Source organism: Candidatus Dechloromonas phosphoritropha (assembly GCA_016722705.1).
GTDB classification, from domain to species: Bacteria; Pseudomonadota; Gammaproteobacteria; order Burkholderiales; family Rhodocyclaceae; genus Azonexus; species Azonexus phosphoritrophus.
Map to the genome: position 1 here is coordinate 2593773 of JADKGN010000004.1, position 16882 is coordinate 2610654.

General features: G+C 55.7%; 21 protein-coding genes. 12 read left to right on the top strand and 9 right to left on the bottom strand.

Going from position 1 to position 16882, the window contains the following annotated elements:
• Positions 1–81 precede the first annotated feature (81 nt).
• The 4 genes from IPP03_18310 to IPP03_18325 all read left to right on the top strand — a co-directional run bounded on the left by IPP03_18310 (position 82) and on the right by IPP03_18325 (position 5564).
• Positions 82–1377, top strand: a complete 1296-nt coding sequence (locus IPP03_18310; protein MBL0354502.1) for a flippase — start codon at positions 82–84, stop codon at positions 1375–1377.
• A 121-nt stretch (positions 1378–1498) separates the two neighbouring features.
• On the top strand, positions 1499–2638 hold the full coding sequence (locus IPP03_18315) for a transposase (GenBank protein ID MBL0354503.1): 1140 nt from the start codon (positions 1499–1501) through the stop codon (positions 2636–2638).
• Positions 2639–2843: 205 nt separating this feature from the next.
• Positions 2844–4592 (top strand): class I SAM-dependent methyltransferase, encoded by a 1749-nt coding sequence (locus tag IPP03_18320; GenBank protein ID MBL0354504.1) that lies wholly within the window; start codon positions 2844–2846, stop codon positions 4590–4592.
• 36 nt (positions 4593–4628) lie between these two features.
• Entirely contained in the window at positions 4629–5564 is a 936-nt protein-coding gene (locus tag IPP03_18325) for a glycosyltransferase family 2 protein (protein ID MBL0354505.1), read from the top strand.
• Positions 5565–5584: 20 nt separating this feature from the next.
• On the opposite strand, the gene IPP03_18330 is transcribed toward IPP03_18325, so the two are convergent.
• The 7 genes from IPP03_18330 to IPP03_18360 form a co-directional block, all read right to left on the bottom strand.
• Positions 5585–6643, bottom strand: coding sequence for a glycosyltransferase (locus IPP03_18330; protein ID MBL0354506.1), 1059 nt, complete (start codon positions 6641–6643; stop codon positions 5585–5587).
• The gene (locus IPP03_18335) at positions 6640–7719 is read right to left on the bottom strand and encodes a glycosyltransferase (GenBank protein ID MBL0354507.1); all 1080 of its coding nucleotides are present in this window, start codon (positions 7717–7719) and stop codon (positions 6640–6642) included. The genes IPP03_18330 and IPP03_18335 overlap by 4 nt, the downstream gene beginning before the upstream one ends.
• Positions 7720–7797: 78 nt before the next feature.
• Positions 7798–8298 carry a hypothetical protein gene (locus IPP03_18340; GenBank protein ID MBL0354508.1) on the bottom strand — a complete coding sequence of 167 codons (501 nt, stop codon included), beginning with the start codon at positions 8296–8298 and terminating at the stop codon, positions 7798–7800.
• Positions 8298–8525 carry a hypothetical protein gene (locus IPP03_18345; GenBank protein ID MBL0354509.1) on the bottom strand — a complete coding sequence of 76 codons (228 nt, stop codon included), beginning with the start codon at positions 8523–8525 and terminating at the stop codon, positions 8298–8300. Before IPP03_18345 ends, IPP03_18340 begins: the two co-directional genes overlap by 1 nt.
• A 53-nt stretch (positions 8526–8578) precedes the next feature.
• Positions 8579–8929: a hypothetical protein gene (locus tag IPP03_18350; GenBank protein MBL0354510.1), complete on the bottom strand. Its 351-nt coding sequence runs from the start codon at positions 8927–8929 to the stop codon at positions 8579–8581.
• Complete coding sequence (locus IPP03_18355; protein ID MBL0354511.1) at positions 8926–9225, bottom strand: nucleotidyltransferase domain-containing protein; 300 nt, start codon at positions 9223–9225, stop codon at positions 8926–8928. Before IPP03_18355 ends, IPP03_18350 begins: the two co-directional genes overlap by 4 nt.
• Before the next feature lie 58 nt (positions 9226–9283).
• Entirely contained in the window at positions 9284–9574 is a 291-nt protein-coding gene (locus tag IPP03_18360) for a nucleotidyltransferase family protein (GenBank protein MBL0354512.1), read from the bottom strand.
• A gap of 309 nt (positions 9575–9883) precedes the next feature.
• On the opposite strand from IPP03_18360, the gene IPP03_18365 reads away from it, so the two are divergent.
• The gene (locus IPP03_18365) at positions 9884–10456 is read left to right on the top strand and encodes a Uma2 family endonuclease (GenBank protein MBL0354513.1); all 573 of its coding nucleotides are present in this window, start codon (positions 9884–9886) and stop codon (positions 10454–10456) included.
• Positions 10348–10719: a PIN domain-containing protein gene (locus IPP03_18370; protein MBL0354514.1), complete on the top strand. Its 372-nt coding sequence runs from the start codon at positions 10348–10350 to the stop codon at positions 10717–10719. Before IPP03_18365 ends, IPP03_18370 begins: the two co-directional genes overlap by 109 nt.
• Positions 10720–10921: 202 nt before the next feature.
• On the opposite strand, the gene IPP03_18375 is transcribed toward IPP03_18370, so the two are convergent.
• Positions 10922–11506, bottom strand: coding sequence for a superoxide dismutase [Fe] (locus IPP03_18375; protein MBL0354515.1), 585 nt, complete (start codon positions 11504–11506; stop codon positions 10922–10924).
• Between the two features lie 38 nt (positions 11507–11544).
• Complete coding sequence (locus tag IPP03_18380) at positions 11545–12909, bottom strand: exodeoxyribonuclease VII large subunit (GenBank protein ID MBL0354516.1); 1365 nt, start codon at positions 12907–12909, stop codon at positions 11545–11547.
• Positions 12910–13180: 271 nt separating this feature from the next.
• Between IPP03_18380 and IPP03_18385 the strand changes: the two genes are divergently transcribed.
• From IPP03_18385 to adk, 6 genes are all read left to right on the top strand, one after another.
• Complete coding sequence (locus tag IPP03_18385) at positions 13181–13786, top strand: MotA/TolQ/ExbB proton channel family protein (protein ID MBL0354517.1); 606 nt, start codon at positions 13181–13183, stop codon at positions 13784–13786.
• A gap of 3 nt (positions 13787–13789) precedes the next feature.
• Positions 13790–14206, top strand: a complete 417-nt coding sequence (locus tag IPP03_18390; GenBank protein MBL0354518.1) for a biopolymer transporter ExbD — start codon at positions 13790–13792, stop codon at positions 14204–14206.
• Positions 14206–15204, top strand: coding sequence for a tetraacyldisaccharide 4'-kinase (locus tag IPP03_18395; GenBank protein MBL0354519.1), 999 nt, complete (start codon positions 14206–14208; stop codon positions 15202–15204). The genes IPP03_18390 and IPP03_18395 overlap by 1 nt, the downstream gene beginning before the upstream one ends.
• Positions 15185–15358 carry a Trm112 family protein gene (locus tag IPP03_18400; GenBank protein ID MBL0354520.1) on the top strand — a complete coding sequence of 58 codons (174 nt, stop codon included), beginning with the start codon at positions 15185–15187 and terminating at the stop codon, positions 15356–15358. The genes IPP03_18395 and IPP03_18400 overlap by 20 nt, the downstream gene beginning before the upstream one ends.
• Before the next feature lie 2 nt (positions 15359–15360).
• Entirely contained in the window at positions 15361–16146 is a 786-nt protein-coding gene (gene kdsB, locus IPP03_18405; protein ID MBL0354521.1) for a 3-deoxy-manno-octulosonate cytidylyltransferase, read from the top strand.
• An 80-nt stretch (positions 16147–16226) separates the two neighbouring features.
• Positions 16227–16880, top strand: a complete 654-nt coding sequence (gene adk / locus IPP03_18410) for an adenylate kinase (protein ID MBL0354522.1) — start codon at positions 16227–16229, stop codon at positions 16878–16880.
• Positions 16881–16882 lie beyond the last annotated feature (2 nt).

Here is a 16882-nt window from a genome sequence, read left to right on the forward strand (position 1 = left end):
ATATTCAGGTTCCATCACTTGATCGAACCGCCTAATGAACCGTCATGGCTGCCCCGTTCCTATCTGATACTCGGCTGATAAATGGGAATCGTAAAAATCTCAAGGGGTCTTTTGTGGAGTTTTGCAGGGGCAGTTCTGCCGTTGCTCGCTGCTGGTTTTGCGATTCCACAACTTATCGATCTCTTGGGGGTTGCCAGATTCGGAATACTTTCACTGGCTTGGATATTTGTTGGCTATTTTAGTCTATTTGACCTCGGCCTAACTAGGGCCTTGATCCATTCGATAGCCCGGAGGATTGGCAGAGATGATGAGACCGAAATTCCATCGATTGTCTGGATGGGCTTGCTGGCTTTGGTCTCTCTAGGGAGCGTCAGCGCACTGCTGGTCTGGGGCCTTACTCCCTGGATAGTCGAAGGCAAGCTGGCAATTGCAAAACCACTTATTGAAGAAGCAAAAAGTTCATTTTATATCCTCGCCGCTTCAATCCCAGTTGTGGTTCTCTCAACTGCCTTGCGTAGCATTCTTGAGGCTCGACAAAGATTTGACGTTGTAAACATTATTAAGATCCCGCTCGGAATTTTGAGCTATCTTGGGCCACTAGCAGTCTTGCCACTTTCGAATACGCTCCCCGCCATGGTCTTGGTTCTATTAGTGACGCGTGTCTTGTTGTGTGTTGTCTATTTTTTTGTTTCCATGCGGTTGTACCCGGAATTAATTCAAAAAATTTGTTTTAAATTTGATTTTGCTCGCGAGTTGTTTTCATTCGGGGGGTGGATGGCGATTAGCAATTTGACCGGTCCATTGCTTCTCTATTTAGGTCGATTCTCTTTGGCCGTGATGATTTCTGCTGAGGCCGTAGCATATTTTTCAACTCCCTATGATGTAATTATCAATTTGTTGATTATCCCAGGGACCTTTGTTACTGTACTATTTCCGGTATTTACACAACAGTTCCCGAAAAACAAAATGCTGGTACGTCAGTATTACTGGCGCGCTAAGAAACAAATTTCTCTTATCATGTTTCCTCTACTAGTATCAGTTTACATCTTTTCGGAGCCGATGCTGACTTGGTGGATAAACGAAGATTTTTCTGTAAAAAGCCAAATGGTAGCAAAGTTGTTGGCGCTCGGAGTATTTATCAATTCCTTCGGCCATATATCGCAAGCATTAATACAGGCTTACGGGCGTCCGGATATTACGGCTAAACTCCATATTGTTGAGCTCATTGCATATATTCCCTATATGACATGGTTTATCGAAAGCTATGGAGTGGAGGGTGCTGCAACTGCTTGGGTTCTGCGTGTTTTTTTTAGTACAGTGCTACTTTGGATTTTTGCTGTTAAATGTCTGAATGGGTCAATTAAGAGTATGTATTGAGCCTCTTGCAAAAATATGCTTCCGTGAGGAATTTTTGCTTGGCGAAGGCGATAGAGGGGTGCATGGTCGGCCATTTCTGGCATGATGAGGTTCTCACGCCAACATCATAACGCCCACAAAGATGAATGCTAGCCGCCCCGAACTGATCATGCAACGCTGGAATGTGATTCAGCACGAGTTGCTGCCTGAATTGCGGGAACAGGTTGGAACGCTGACACCGAAGCTGGAGAAAGTCATTCACACCTTGGAATGGGTTCGGATCGAAGAATTCACGGTGTCGATCTGGCAGGGTGTTGGTCGCCCGCCGTGCCAGCGCGGCTGGCTGGCGAATGCCTTTGTCGCCAAGGCCGTGCTCGGTTTGACGACGACGGCCGGACTGATTGAGCGCCTGACGATAGATCGTGCGCTGCGGCGCATCTGCGGTTTTCCGCTGTGCAAGAAGTTGCCCTCCGAGTCCACGTTCTCGCGTGCCTTCGAAGAATTTGCCCAAGCGCGACTGGCGGAACGCGTCCATGAGGCTTTGATCAAGGATTATCTGAGTGACCAACTGATGGGTCACCTCAGTCGCGACGGTACGGCCATCATGGCGCGCGAACGCCCGGCCAAGAGCCCTCATGCAGCAGATGTTCCGACCGCGCAATCGGCCATGCAAACGCCCGCTGTGCCGGCACGAAAGCGAGGCCGCCCCCGGTGCAGCGAGGCGCGCCCACCGGCCAAAGCATCGCCCATTCAACGTCAGCGCCAGCCAAGCCTGGCACAAATGCTCGCCGAGATCCCGACGCGCTGCGACCACGGCACGAAGTGCAATGCCCAAGGCTACAAGATGGGCTGGAATGGCTACAAGCTGCACATTGATACCGCCGACTGCGGCGTGCCGATCTCTGTCCTGCTGTCTTCGGCGTCGATGCACGATAGCCGTGCAGCCATTCCTTTGTCGCTGATCAGCCAGACTCGCGTCACCCATCTTTACGATGTGATGGATGCCGCCTATTGCAGCCTGGAGTTGCACGATTATTGCCGCCGCTTGAACCATGTCCCTTTGATTGACCACAATCCGCGGGGTGGTCAGAAAGAGGAATTTGAGCCTGCCGATGCCATCCGTTATAACGAGCGCACGGTCGCTGAGCGAATCAACGGCCGACTCAAGGACGAGTTCGGTGCCAATGATGTCATGGTTAAAGGCCCGATCAAGGTCATGGGGCATCTGATGTTTGGTGTTCTGGCGCTGGCTGCCGATCAGTTGATGCGATTGCGACGATGAGCAAGTACCATCGGCCCTCTTTCCAGGAGATGCATTTGACGATGCAGGGCTGTGCTTTACTCAGGATCATGGAAAAAATGACTTACGGCTAGGCTCTGACTCAGTTTTTACCGGTGCGCAGCAAAAACCGCTTATTTAAAGCGAATGCTGCGGCGCAGCATGCTTTGATATTTGGTTTTGCAAGAGGCTCTATTGAGAGAAATCGATGCAGTCGAAAAAGTTTATAGATAATGAGTTGGTTATTGATGGTTCCTCTGTGTGGCTGTTACAAGGCCACGAGGGGTTTTCATACTCAGATGGTACGGAGTCAGAGCATTACCTTGAAGAGGTTTTAAGGGAGGCGGTAGACCTTTCCAGTAGTTCGGAGGAGCTAGAAGCCTCTATCAGAGACTGGATTAGTGAATATCATTTGTCATCCAAACGGGCTCAATTACTTTCTGGGTTTAATTTTGAGCGCTCAATGTCTGTGCTTGAAGTAGGGTGTGGGTGTGGTGCCATTACCCGCTTTCTTGGCGAGACATTCGAACAAGTTATTTCGATAGAGGGAAGTATAAGTCGTGCTCGAATAGCGAGGCTTCGGACACGAGATCTTGAATCGGTTTCGGTCGTATGCGGGCCGTTTCAGGAAATTAAGTTTTCCAAGAAGTTTGATATTGTGTTTTGTATAGGTGTCTACGAATATTCCGGTTCGTTTGTTGGGGGTCCCAATCCATACGATGCGGTACTTGCGTATTTAAATAGTATACTTGCACCGGGTGGCATATTGGTTCTCGCCATAGAAAACCAATTTGGTCTAAAATACTTTAACGGTGCTCAAGAGGATCATCTTGGTAAGAGATTTGTTGGATTGGAGGGATACCATCGTATCTCTGAGGGTGTGCGTACATTTGGTAAAACGGAGCTTGAGAATAATCTTAAAAAGCACTTTGAAAATGTTCAGTTCTACTACCCATTTCCGGATTATAAATTGCCGAGTTGCATAGTTAACGAGGAGTTTATGCTTTCAGGGAAGGCCGGAGAAATCATTTCCCAAGTTGAGTCGCGTAATGGCCCGTCAAATCAGAGTCTATGGGATGAATATTCAGTAATTCATGAACTTTCAAAAAATAAAGCTCTCGATTTCTTCTCCAATTCGTTCTTGGTTGTTGCTGGCAAGGGTAAGCCTGATCGTTTGCAGTTTGACCAGAGAGCGATCATGTTTTCGTCAGGGCGCAGGAAGTTGTTTTCAACGAAAACGAAGGTCCTGTTCACTTCAAATAAGAGCTCGGTCGTGTCCAAAACTTCTAGATGGTCAATTGGAGGCAATGAGCTTGAAAATCTTAAGATGGTTGACTGTGATTCTCCCTGGGTTGATCAAGCTTCCATATTTACCGCAATATCATTTCGAGCGCGTAGACAAGGTCTGTCGCTTGATGAGATATTTTCGCCATGCAAACCATGGCTTGAGTATCTCGAGAAGAATTTAATAATGATAAACGGAGCCAGAGTTTTAGATGGGGGGCATATAGACACGATATGGTCAAATGTCTATATGGTTGCGGAAGGGTGTATGGTAGTAGACAGGGAGTGGGTCTGGAAAGATCATGTTCCCTTGAATGTGGTGGTTATTAGAGCAATCTACCATTTCATCATGAAAGTTGACTCCTGGAGATATTGCGCTACTCCCTTGAGACAGAGATCAGGAATCCGCCTGATATCGGCAATTGGGCAGGCAGTTGGTGTGAAGTTGGATGCTGATGATTTTAAATTATTTGTTGAGATTGAATCGGATTTTCAATCGCTAGTTCGTGGCATAGCTAAGAGAAAAATTGAGATCAATATCCGTTGGTATTTATCCGATCGTGTAACATTTAACTATTCTAATAGAATGAAAGCTTATTGGCGCCACTTTTCTAATATTATTCGTAGAAAGTTATTTGGCTTGAGAGGGTTTTTGGCGTTAAATAAGCCATGACACGAGGCGCTTTGTTCATTTGAGATCAATATATTAATGATGAGTAGAGTTTTTGCTGTTGTCGTTACCTACTTCCATGAGAACAAGACGTTTGAGCCCTTGCTCAGGAGCCTGTTGGCACAGGTTACTCGTGTCATTGTGGTGGACAATACGCCGGGAGATGAGAACCCGTTGTTGGATACATTACTTGCGGCGCAGGGAACTCCAGAGCGTTGTCAACTTGTGCGGTTGAGAGAGAACTTGGGTATTGCACGCGCCATCAATGTTGGGCTTGACATTGCTTTGGCGGCAGGCGCGGACTTCATCCTATTGAGCGACCAGGATAGTCTGCCTGCTGATGATATGGTACCAAGGCTTATTCGAGCGTACACGGAACTCTCAGCCCTCGGCATGCGAGTGGGCGCTGTCGGGCCGACGTTCACTGATCTGCATACGGCGCTAACCTATCCCTTTCAGGCGCAATTACCGGGCCGCTTTTTCTACGGACATCAAGCACCTACTATGGATGAGCCGCATGTCGAAGCGTTAACGCTGATTACCTCTGGTGCGCTAATTCCGGGCGATGTAATACGGGTTGTTGGGCCGATGCGCGAGGATTTTTTTATTGACCATGTAGATATCGAATGGTGTCATCGTGCGCGTTGGAAAGGCTATCACTTATTTGGTACGGGTTGGGCAACCATGTATCAGCGCATGGGGGAGGCGCCGCTACGAGTGTGGTATCTGCGTTGGCGCTACGAGAGTGCCTATAGCCCACTACGTGTTTACTATCGTCTCCGGAATTTCGTGGCACTTTGGAAACTCAATTTTATTGATTTCCGCTGGAAGGTGCGTAACACATGGTATTGGTTGGGTATCGTGTATGCCCACACATTTTATTCCAAGCAGCAAAATTCGAAGTACTTCCTGTTTGCCATCAAGGGTGTTTGGCATGGCTTGAGGAACCGAATGGGGCCTTACAAGGAAGACTGAGCAGATGCTTCAAGATAGAACTACGTCAATTTTGGCATTCCGTATCTCAGCAGCATGACAAGTTTCCAAGGCAAGAGGCGGAAACGGCGTAAGTAATCTGCAAATCCGATAAGTCGGCGACTCTGGATATGGCGCCTAGTGTCTATGACACGTGCCAGGCCACCTAATAAATTAGATGGCAGCAAAAGATAGATGGTCCTAACCATGCCCCATGGTGTGCCTGTCAACAGAAGGGCGACCGCCTCTGTAGCAAGTAGCGCTAAATGTAGTGGCAAGACGAATAGAAGCACAGGCAATGGATAAAAAATCATCATTACCCATGTCTTGTTTCGCTCGCTCAGGGCGCGGCGGCGAGTGGTGGATACCAGCCTATTCTCCATAACTTTTCCGCCGCCGAGGTTTCGCCCTATCCAATGGTCGAAACCGGGGGCGTCCAGGACTACGACTGGATATCCGAGCAATCTGGCGGCGTGGCATAGGTAGACATCTTCGGCAACCGATCCGAACCAGTCGGGGAAGCCTCCAATCTCATCCCATACTTTGCGTGGTATCCAAAGGCAGGCGCCGGTAACAGATGCAACTTCTTGCCGGCCGGGAATAAAGGCAGGAATCGGATTCATGAACAGGTCGAATTCGTAGCCGCGATCGACGAGCGCGCCGTCAACAAGCGAATGTTGGGGAAGCCCAATGATCCCGGGTATAGCGGCGGCCTTGGCTTCGAGCAGAAACGCAAGCAGGCTTCCGGGGCGAAGAATGGCGTCGTTGTTGAGCAGCAGAATGTACTTCCCGCGTGCGTAGTCGACCATCCGGTTGTTGCTGATACAGAATCCGGCGTTGGTCTTGCTGGCAAGCACATGCACTTCGGGGAATTGTTCCCGGATGATGTCGAGCGAGTTGTCTGTTGAGGCATCGTCGTGCAGCACGATTTCTATTTCGCAGTCGTGCTCCTGGGCGAGAACCGAGCGAATGCACTGCCCTATATATTCTGAGCCGTTGTAATTGGGGATGCAGATGCTGATCAGGGGTGAAACAGCCGGGGAGTTACCCGGGAGAATTTCTATCGAAGGGGGAGCGGTCATTTATTCGGAACCAGATCAGAAATCGCCTGGTCAAGAAGGTTGCCAATTACCCTGATGGAGAGTTTTTCGGAATAGATACCGCGCCCCCGTTCGCCAATCATTGCCAGTTGTTCTTGGTGGTTGTGCCCCCATCGGAGCGCTTCCGCGAGAGCTTCGGGATTACCTTGTGGGACCAGGAGACAGTTTTGTTTGTCGATAAAACCGTATTTTTCATCAATTTCGCCAATTATTGTTGGCTTGCCCAGCGCCAGACATTGGGAGGTCTTTCCTGTTATGACGCGCCGGGCCTGATCGGTATTTCCAAAGGGGCCACCGAGACAAATGTCGGCGTTGGGAATCGCCGTGTTGATCAGTTCGTCGAATTCCATCCACTCCCGGTGTGTGTATCGGGTAATCCCCAGCTTCGCGCAAGTGGTTACGAGTTTGCTGGTTTGTCTGGAATCTCCGCCGATGAAGTCGAAACGGATTGGCAGGTCTCGGAGCCTGGAAGCAGCTTCCAGAATTACATCAATGCCGTGCAATGGCAGAAATGACCCGTAGAACAGGGCGGTCATCTGAGGCGTTGGCTGTTTTGCAGGCGCGGAGCCGGGTTCGCGTTCCTCGGCACCAACGGGCAGAGATAGAAGTTTGTGCGGTGGCAGGGCAAATTCCTGTTCATAGAATTGACCATGTGCCGACGTGTCTGTCAGCAATAAATTTGCGTCGTTCAGGATGCTCTGTTCGATGAGTCGCCACCATGATGCACCTATGGCTCCCAATGCGCCGTGTTTTCGTTCGTTGCTAAGCGAAGCATATGGCGACATCAGGGCATCCAGAATAATGGGCTTCTTGCCCACGAGATGACGCAAGGGCCAATAGAACTCATGGCCACGGAACCCTAAGAGATAGACGTCGGGATTGAACCTTTCCTTGATTTCGCGCGTTTTCCAAAATGTCTCATAGTATCTGGAGGCATTGGTGCTTTCGTTTATTGCCTCAAAAACCTCGATGTCGGCGATATTTCGAAGCGCCCGGAGGATGCTGCGGGTCCGAATGTAATTCGGTGCGCGATAGGAAAGGACGTAGCAGATTTTCAATTTGTGGAAGGTTTAACGACTTTGCCAAAAATGGCTGGGGTGTTTGAGATGTGTGGCCGGTAATACTGACTCGTTAGTTCAATCCTGTGGGCGGCTTCGGGGTATTTCTTGCAGTGCGAGGAGCGCCCTTTCCAGCACGATGCGGTCCGCGATGTCCTTGTCGCGCATGGTTTGCTTTGTCAGCAACAGGCCTTCGAGGTTGATGGTCCGGATCGGTAGCCCGTCGAGATCGACGACTTCGGTAAATTGACTGAGGGTCTCGAATGTCTCGCCACAGGCGTTCATCATGATGTCGACCACGAAAGCGTCGGCGACCCGGATGTTTTCGCCTTCTTCGAACCACGCCGGGTCGATATCCCTGGCGGCCTGGTCGGGCAAGATCATCAGGGCTTGCTTGATTCGCTCGCCAGAATCGCGCGTGGCGGGAACCAGCAAGTGGATATCGGTGGTTGCACGGTGATAGCCGTGAGCAAAAAGGGCATAACCGCCGATCAGCAGGTAATCGACCTGGTGCTTGTTGAGGGCGCTGATCAATACTTTGAGGTCTTCAAGCGTTGCGGGTCGGCTGAATTCGTCCATCAGTATTTTTGGCGAGCGATTTGGGTGATCGAGGCAATCAGGCAGTCGTTCTGGTGGCGGTTTGCTTCCTCGTGAGAGAGAAAGTGGTAGACGCCCTTGAGAATGGCCGTATTGTCTCCCGATGGCATGCGGTGGATTTCATCGTTGAATTTGGCGCCTTCTTCCAGAAGCAATGGCGATGCCGAGAAGCTTATCGGGCGTTTCTTGCGATGGCCGACGACGCGCATTATTGTCTTCTGTATCAATTGTTGATTGGAGGTAACTTGACCAACATTCGGGCTTATTTTCTCAGCAAGTGTCCAGGATCGCTATCGTCGCGCAGACTGCAGATGAAATCGGCCCTGTAGGGGCTGCGACAACTGCCGAGTGGAACGATACCACTTAGGAGAGCGGCAAAGCGCGGAATGAGCTTTTCGCCAATATGGTCCTGCAACCTACCGAATCTGCCGACGAAGGCATCGATTTTCTCCGACAGGTCGTCGCGTTGGTTCAGTGCCTCGACCCATTGTCGGTCAATGGCGTGGGCATAAAGCGTGCGGTGGGAGTATGCAAGACGCGATGTTTCATTTTCAGCAACTTCAAGCGCCAGCCTTGCATTTTCGGCATATTCCGGGAGATAGGCGCGGCTCAATGAATCACTCCTGTCCGTCTGGCTATTTCGAAGATGGGGGCGTCGGGCGTGCGCGGGTCTTTAAGCAGGATATCGATTTTGCGATCTCCCAGCGTTCGCATGAGTACGCCCTGAATGCTGCAAATGGCCTGCGCCCGGTTGGCCACCATGTGCTCAGTTTCGAATAGAAGGTCAATGTCGCCGCCCTTCAGATCGTTTCTGACGCGCGATCCGAAGAGCTTGATGGAAACCTGCGGACCGAGAACTGATTGGGCGGCGTGGCGGATGCCCTCAATTTGTGAAGGGGTGAGTCTCATGGTTTGCTCCGCGGGTGAACTTGGACTCTCTAGTCGGGCAGTCGTTGCTTGTCGCGGTTCATACTGGTATCGCCTCAGCGAGTACTGTCGCCCGGAACTTCTCGGGTAGCGCCTTTGGCGTCAGCACATCGACCGGCACGCCAAGCAGTTGGAGCAATTCGTGCCGGATCGCGCCAATGTCGAGCAGCGTCGTTTCCGGGGTGGGGTCAATCAGGATGTCGAGATCGCTATCCTCGGTATCGTCTCCGCGAACGACCGATCCGAAGACGCGGGCATTGCCGGCGCGATGCGACTCCACCACGTGGCGGATAGCATCCCGGTGAGAGGCGAGGGCTTGGGACGGCTTCATTGCTTGCGAGTCTCCTTCATAAAAAGCGGACACTGCGGGCGAATTTGCTGCCTTTAGATGAAATTGGCTCTTCTACTGTGTTGCAGCAACCGCCAAGTGAAAAGATACCACTTGTTGCGGTCGACGCCTTGAAAAGGCCAATTTTCACCTTTTACGCCCGTTTGTGTGCGCATTTCGCGGCATCGTGACCGGTGATTTCGCCGGAGCGCATCCAACTGAGGTTTTCAGGTTAAAGGGGGCGATTTGGCGGGATTGCGGCGGCCGTTCGGGTTTACACTACTCCAAGAGTCATTACCGAGGAAACCAGCGATGCCCCCCATCTCCGCCAGGAAAACCGCGCTTTCCGTCGAGGAGTATCTCGAAGGGGAATTGCACAGCGACATCCGCCATGAGTATATTGACGGTGAAGTCTACGCCATGGGCGGCGCCAGCCGAGCGCATGCCCTGATCGTGAACGCGCTGGCGTTTGTGTTGACGCCCGCCGTGCGCCGCATGGCTTGTCAGTTGTTCACCTCGGACATGAAACTGCGGCTTGGCATTGCCGGAAAACCGGTGTTTTATTACCCGGATATCTTGATTTCCTGCAACCCGGCCGACCGCGAGCCGTTTTACTGCAGCACCCCCTGCCTGATCGTGGAGGTGCTTTCTGAGTCTACCGAGCGTATTGACCGGCGCGAGAAAATGCTCGCTTACCAGACCTTGCCGAGCCTCAAGGAGTACCTGCTGGTCGCGCAAGATGTCCGGCGGGTGGAGATTTATCGCCGGGCGAACGAATGGCAAGCCGAGTACGTCGAGGAAGGCGAGTTTCGGCTCGATTGCCTGGACGTCAGCGTGCGGATCGACGTTGTATATGTCGATGTCGGCTTGTATCAGGGGACATAAAACCTTTTGCTTGCCAAGCGAGAGTTGCCAAGAGTGGTTCGGAGCGCAACCGCCGAGCACTGGAAATAGTCCCTTTCAACAAAAAGGCCGTCTGGGCCTACGGCGAGCTTCGTGCTGATCTCGAGCACCTTGGCCAGCCCATTGGTTCCCTGGATACCGTGATTGCCGCGCATGCACTCAGTTTGAATGCCATGCTGGTGACCAATAACACGCGGAAGTTTTCACGGGTCAAGGGCTTGCCGCTGGAAAACTGGGTTGAGTAGCGGCATAAAAAACCCTTCATGCGAGAGCAGAAGGGCTTTTTGTTTGGTTTGCCGGCAATCCTGTCGTGACGGGACCCTTGGCCTTAAGGAACCACTGATTTATTCGTCATCCCGGCGCAGGCCGGGGTCCAGTTGGTTGAATTTCTGGATTCCACCATGCGCCGGAATGACGAAATCCAAATAAATCAGCGTTTCCTGAAGATCAGCCGAAATTCGCTTCGGCGAAGGACCAGTTGGCCAGATTGTTCAGGAAGGTCTCGACGAACTTCGGGCGCAGGTTGCGGTAGTCGATGTAGTAGGCGTGTTCCCAGACGTCGATGCAGAGCAGGGCCTTGTCGCCGGTCGTCAGCGGGGTGCCGGCGGCGCCCATGTTGACAATGTCGACGGAGCCGTCGGCCCTCTTGACCAGCCAGGTCCAGCCGGAACCAAAGTTGCCGACAGCGGAAGTCTGGAAAGCGGCCTTGAAGGCGTCGAGCGAACCCCATTTGGCATCAATGGCTGCAGCCAGGGCGCCGGCGGGAGCACCACCACCGCTCGGCGTCAGGCAGTTCCAGAAGAATGTGTGGTTCCAGACCTGGGCGGCGTTGTTGTACACGCCGCCGGCCGGCGCCTTTTTGACGATCGCTTCGAGGGCGAGGTTCTCGTATTCGGTGCCCTTGATCAGGTTGTTGAGGTTGGTCACATAGGCCTGATGATGCTTGCTGTAGTGGTAATCGAAGGTCTCGGCCGACATGTGCGGGGCGAGGGCGTCCTTGGCGAAGGGCAGCGCGGGCAGTTGGTGTTCCATTTGTGTTCTCCGGTGAATTGAGGGGTGCAACGAAAATTCTAGTCAGCTTTGGGGGCGACGACAACCTGATTGACGGTGACATCTGCCGAACCGCGGGCAAAACCGAGCCTGAACGCGTCGCCTGGACTCAGTGCAGCCGCATCGCGAATCGCGCGTCCGTCGGGCCCGATAGCCAGCGCATAGCCGCGCTCGAGAACGGCCTTGGGATCAAGCTGATTCAGACTTGCCCCGTACGCAATTAGTTTCCCGGCGACGCCAGTTAATTGCTGGCGGATGGCGTGGTCGATCCGGTGGTGCAGATGCCTGAGGCTGTCGCGGGCGTGTTCCGGCCGGGGCCGGGCGCTGTGCAGGCGATGGGCCAGGGTATCGAGGGCTTGCCGCCGGAATCCGATCTGATTGTTGCGTGCCCGGGCGAGTTGCGTGCCGAGTCGGGCGATATTTTCCCGCTGCTGACGCAGGGGCTCGGCCGGGTGAGTCAGGCGGGCGGCAAGCCAGTCGAGTTGCTGGGCGCGCTCGGCGAGGCCGTGCGCGAATTGGCGGGTAATGCGGCGCCGGAACTGCTGCAGGTCGGCGAGCAGGGCATCGCGGTCCGGGCTGAGGATCTCGGCGGCGGCGGTCGGCGTCGCCGCGCGCAGGTCGGCGGCGAAGTCGGCGATGGTGAAGTCGGTTTCATGGCCGATGCCGGCAACCACGGGGAGCCGACTGGCGCGGATGGCGCGCGCCACGACTTCCTCGTTGAACGACCACAGATCCTCGATGCTGCCACCGCCCCGACACAGGATGATCGCATCGCAGTCGCCGGCGCCGGCGAGTTGCAGCGCGGTGGCGATTTTTTCGGCGGCGTCCTCGCCCTGGACCGGGGTCGGGTAGAGATCGATGCGGACATGCGGCGCCCGCCGCCGCAGGGTGGTCAGCACGTCGCGCAGGGCGGCCGCCTGCAGGCTGGTGACGATGGCCAGCGCCTGCGGGTGTTCGGGGAGCAGGCGCTTGATTTCGGCGGCGAACAGTCCTTCGGCTTCGAGGTGGGCCTTGAGGCGGAGGAAGCGCTCGAAGAGATCACCCTGGCCGGCGCGGCGGATTGTTTCGACGTTGAGCTGAAACTCGCCGCGTGATTCGTAGAACGAGACCAATACCCGCGCTTCGATCTGCTGGCCGTTTTCCGGACGCCAGCCGAGCAACTGGGCGCGGTTGCGCCACATCACGCAGCGCACCTGGGCATTGGCGTCCTTCAGGGAAAAATAGACGTGTCCGGAGGCGGCAAAGGTCAGATTCGAGATTTCACCGCCGACCCAGGTCAACGGAAATGCCGCTTCCAGGCAGCCGCGAACCAGACGATTGAGGCCCGAGACGCTGAGCACCGGATTGGCGGGGAGAGGCGGGTAGTGGTCGGGCATGGTGGGCATTGTAACCCGCCGATGGCCGGCATGCTTGCCTGAACAGTGCCGGGAAATTTCATAACATATTGATTTGTATGGGATGTGTTTTGGTGCCCCATTTTTTGGCAATGCAGGTGAAAGCCTTTGTCCGTGCCAATTCGGAGTGCTTGATGACAGTTGATACACAGACTTATCCACAATTTTTGGGGATAAGCACCGACAATGGCGGTTTACGGGGCTTGCCGACCGGCGGGGGGAAAGGCAGAATGACAGGTTATCAGACAAGCGAGGATTCAGAGTGTTTGCCATCATTCAGGCCGCTGGTTGGCCCATCTGGCCATTGTTGCTGGCTTCGATCATTTCCGTTGCGCTGATCATCGAACGCCTGGTTGCCTTGCGCCGTTCCAAGGTTGTGCCGACCGGCCTGCTGCAGCGCGCTGTCGGTGAATTCAAGGCGGGCGCCAACAACGATCGCATGCTCGAGGAACTGGACCGGCATTCGCCCCTCGGTCGCGTGCTGGCCGCCGGCTTGCGCAACGTTGGAATGTCGCGCGAGGTCATGAAGGAATCGATCGAGGAAGCGGGCAGCGCCGTTGCGCATGAGCTCAACCGCTATCTGACGACGCTCGGTACGATTGCCTCGATCAGCCCGCTGATGGGCCTGTTCGGTACCGTGATTGGCATGATCGAGATTTTCGGGTCGCAGGCGCCGACCGGCACCAATCCCATGCAACTGGCACACGGCATCTCGGTTGCGCTGTACAACACGGGGTTCGGCATCTTCATCGCGATTCCCAGCCTGATCTTCTGGCGACATTTCCGGGCGCTAGTCGACAGTTTCGTCGTCGAGATGGAGCAGCAGGCAGTCCGTCTGGTCGAATACACGCACGGTGAGCGGAAGTAAGCGATGAATTTTCAGCGCGGACGCGGCCAGGAAGAGCCGGAAATCAATCTGATCCCGATGATCGATGTGCTGCTGGTCATCATCATCTTTCTGATGCTGACGACGACCTATTCGAAGTTTTCCGGCCTCGAGATCAACCTGCCTACGGCGGATGCCAGCAAGCAGGCCGAGCAACCCAACGAGGTCGATGTGGCGGTGACGGCGAGCGGGCAGATTTTGGTCAATAAATCGCCGTTGACCGCAACCGATGCCAAGAGCATTGCCGATGCCTTGCGCCGCGCCGCGGGCTCGCGCCCGGACCCGATCATCGTCATCAACGCCGATGCCAAGGCGACGCACCAGAGCGTCATCGACGTCATGCAGGGCGCCCAGGCAGCCGGCTTCCCGCACATCTCGTTCGCCACCCAAGCCCCCCGCTGATGCTGGCTCGCTGGTTGCAGCGTCAATGGTTCGCACAACGCCGGCTTCCGCCGGCGTTGTGGCTTCTGGCGCCGCTGGCCGCGGTCTATTCCGCGCTGGCCGCGGCCAACCGGGCGCGGGCGCGACCCGAGCGCCTGCCGGTGCCGGTGATCGTGGTCGGTAACCTCACCGTCGGCGGGGCCGGCAAGACGCCACTGACGATCTGGCTGGCCGGGCAGTTGCGCACGCGCGGCTGGCGCCCGGGCATCGTCAGCCGCGGCTATGGCAGCGACCAGGCGGGGGCGCGTCCGGTGACCGGCGGCTCGCTGCCGGCTGAGGTCGGCGACGAGCCGATACTGCTCCGCCGGCGCAGCGGCGTGCCGGTGTGGGTCGGGAACGACCGGGTGGCGGCCGGACGCGCCCTGCTGGCAGCCAGCCCAGAGGTGAACGTCATCCTTTGCGACGATGGTCTGCAACACTACCGGCTGGCGCGCGACGTCGAACTGGCGGTCTTCGACGGTCGCGGCGCCGGCAACGGCTGGTGTCTGCCCGCCGGGCCGCTGCGCGAGCCGCTGGCACGGCTGGCCGGAGTCGCCGCCGTGGTCTGCAATGGTCTGCCCGATGAGCGGATTCCGGCGGCGCTGCCGCGTTTCGACATGCGCCTGCAGCCTGGCGCGTTCTACCGCCTCGACGATCCGCGGCAAGTTTGCGCTGCCGGCGATCTCGCCGGGCGCCGACTGCATGCGCTGGCCGGCATCGGCGATCCAGGGCGCTTCTTCCGGACTTTGGAGGCTTTGGGGTTGAGTTGCACGCATCACCCGTTTCCCGATCATCACGCCTACTGCGCGTCCGATCTGGCCTTCGCGAGTAACGGCGTGCTGATGATGACCGAGAAGGATGCGGTAAAATGCGTCGGACTGACGGCTGGCGAAACCTGGGTTTTGCCGGTAGACGCCGAGCTTGCGCCGGCACTTGTTGACCTCATTCTGGAGAAACTCCGTGGACGCCAGGCTGCTTGATATCCTCGTCTGCCCGATCTGCAAGGGCAACCTCGAACACCGCAAGGCCGAAAAGGAACTGGTCTGCAAGCCGTGCAGGCTGGCCTATCCGATCCGCGACGACATCCCGATCATGCTCGAGGACGAGGCGCGCCAGTTGCCGACGGAAGAGTAGCCGTGCCGGGTGTTGCATTCAAGGTGGTCATTCCGGCGCGCTACGCGTCGACGCGCCTGCCGGCCAAACCGCTGCTCGATCTTGGCGGCAGGCCGATGGTCGTGCGCGTCGCCGAGCGTGCGCGGCTGTCGGGTGCGGAAGAGGTCTGGGTGGCGACCGATCATCCCGACGTCTGGGCTGCCGCCGAGGCGCATGAGGTGGCCGCGCTGATGACGCGCGGCGACCACGCGACCGGCACCGACCGTCTGGCCGAGGTCGTCGTACGGCGCGGCTGGCATGGCGATACGATCGTCGTCAATGTCCAGGGCGATGAGCCGCTGATCGAGCCGGAAATTATCGTCCGGACGGCGCGCCAACTGGCGGCAAGCGGTGCCGACATCGCCACGGTTGCGCATCCGATCGTCGATGCGGGCGATTTCTTCAATCCGAATGTGGTCAAGGTCGTGTGCCGGGCTGATGGCGATGCCGCCTATTTCTCCCGGGCGCCGATACCCTATGCCCGTGACCATTTCGCACGGGAGCAGGGGGGCGAAACGCTGCCGGCGGACTTTCCGGCTTATCGCCATGTCGGGCTCTATGCCTACCGGGCGAGCTTTTTGAAGGCTTATGCCAGGTTGACCGCAGCACCCACCGAAAAATTCGAGGCACTGGAGCAGTTGCGCGCCCTGTGGCACGGTTATCGGATCAGCGTCGCGCTGGTTGACGCGGCCCCGGCGCCAGGTGTCGATACGCCCGAAGACGCCGAGCGAATGCGCAAACTGTTTGACCGGGCCGGAAATAACGGTTAATTTTGCGGCCGTGTGGAACGGCCCCAGATAACGCCGGCAAGAAAAGCACTTTTTCGCAACACAAGAACGAGGGACATTTCATGAAGTTGATTCTGTTGGGCGCACCCGGCGCCGGCAAGGGTACGCAAGCCACTTTTATCTCCAAGCAATTTGGCATCCCCCAGATTTCCACCGGCGATATGTTGCGTGCTCAGGTCAAAGCCGGCACAGCGCTAGGTCTCGAGGCTAAAAAGCACATGGATGCCGGCGGCCTGGTGCCGGACGCCGTGATCATCGGCATGGTCAAGGATCGCCTGACCCAGGACGACTGCACGAACGGCTACCTGTTCGACGGCTTCCCACGCACCATTCCACAGGCACAGGCGATGAAGGATGCCGGCGTACCGATCGAGTTCGTGCTCGAGATCGACGTGCCCAATGGCGACATCATCGAGCGCATGGCCGGTCGGCGCGCGCACCTGGCCTCCGGTCGCACCTACCACGTCAAGTTCAATCCGCCCAAGGTCGAGGGCAAGGACGATGTGACCGGCGAAGACCTGGTTCAGCGCGATGACGACAAGGAGGACACGGTCAGGAAGCGCCTCGAGATTTATCATTCGCAGACCAAGCCGCTGGTCGACTTTTACAGCGCGTGGTCGGCCACCGGCGATGCCGGCGCGCCGAAGGTCAGGAAAGTGTCCGGTGTCGGCAGTGTCGACGGCATCACCGCGGGCGTCTTCGAGGCGCTCAAGTAAGC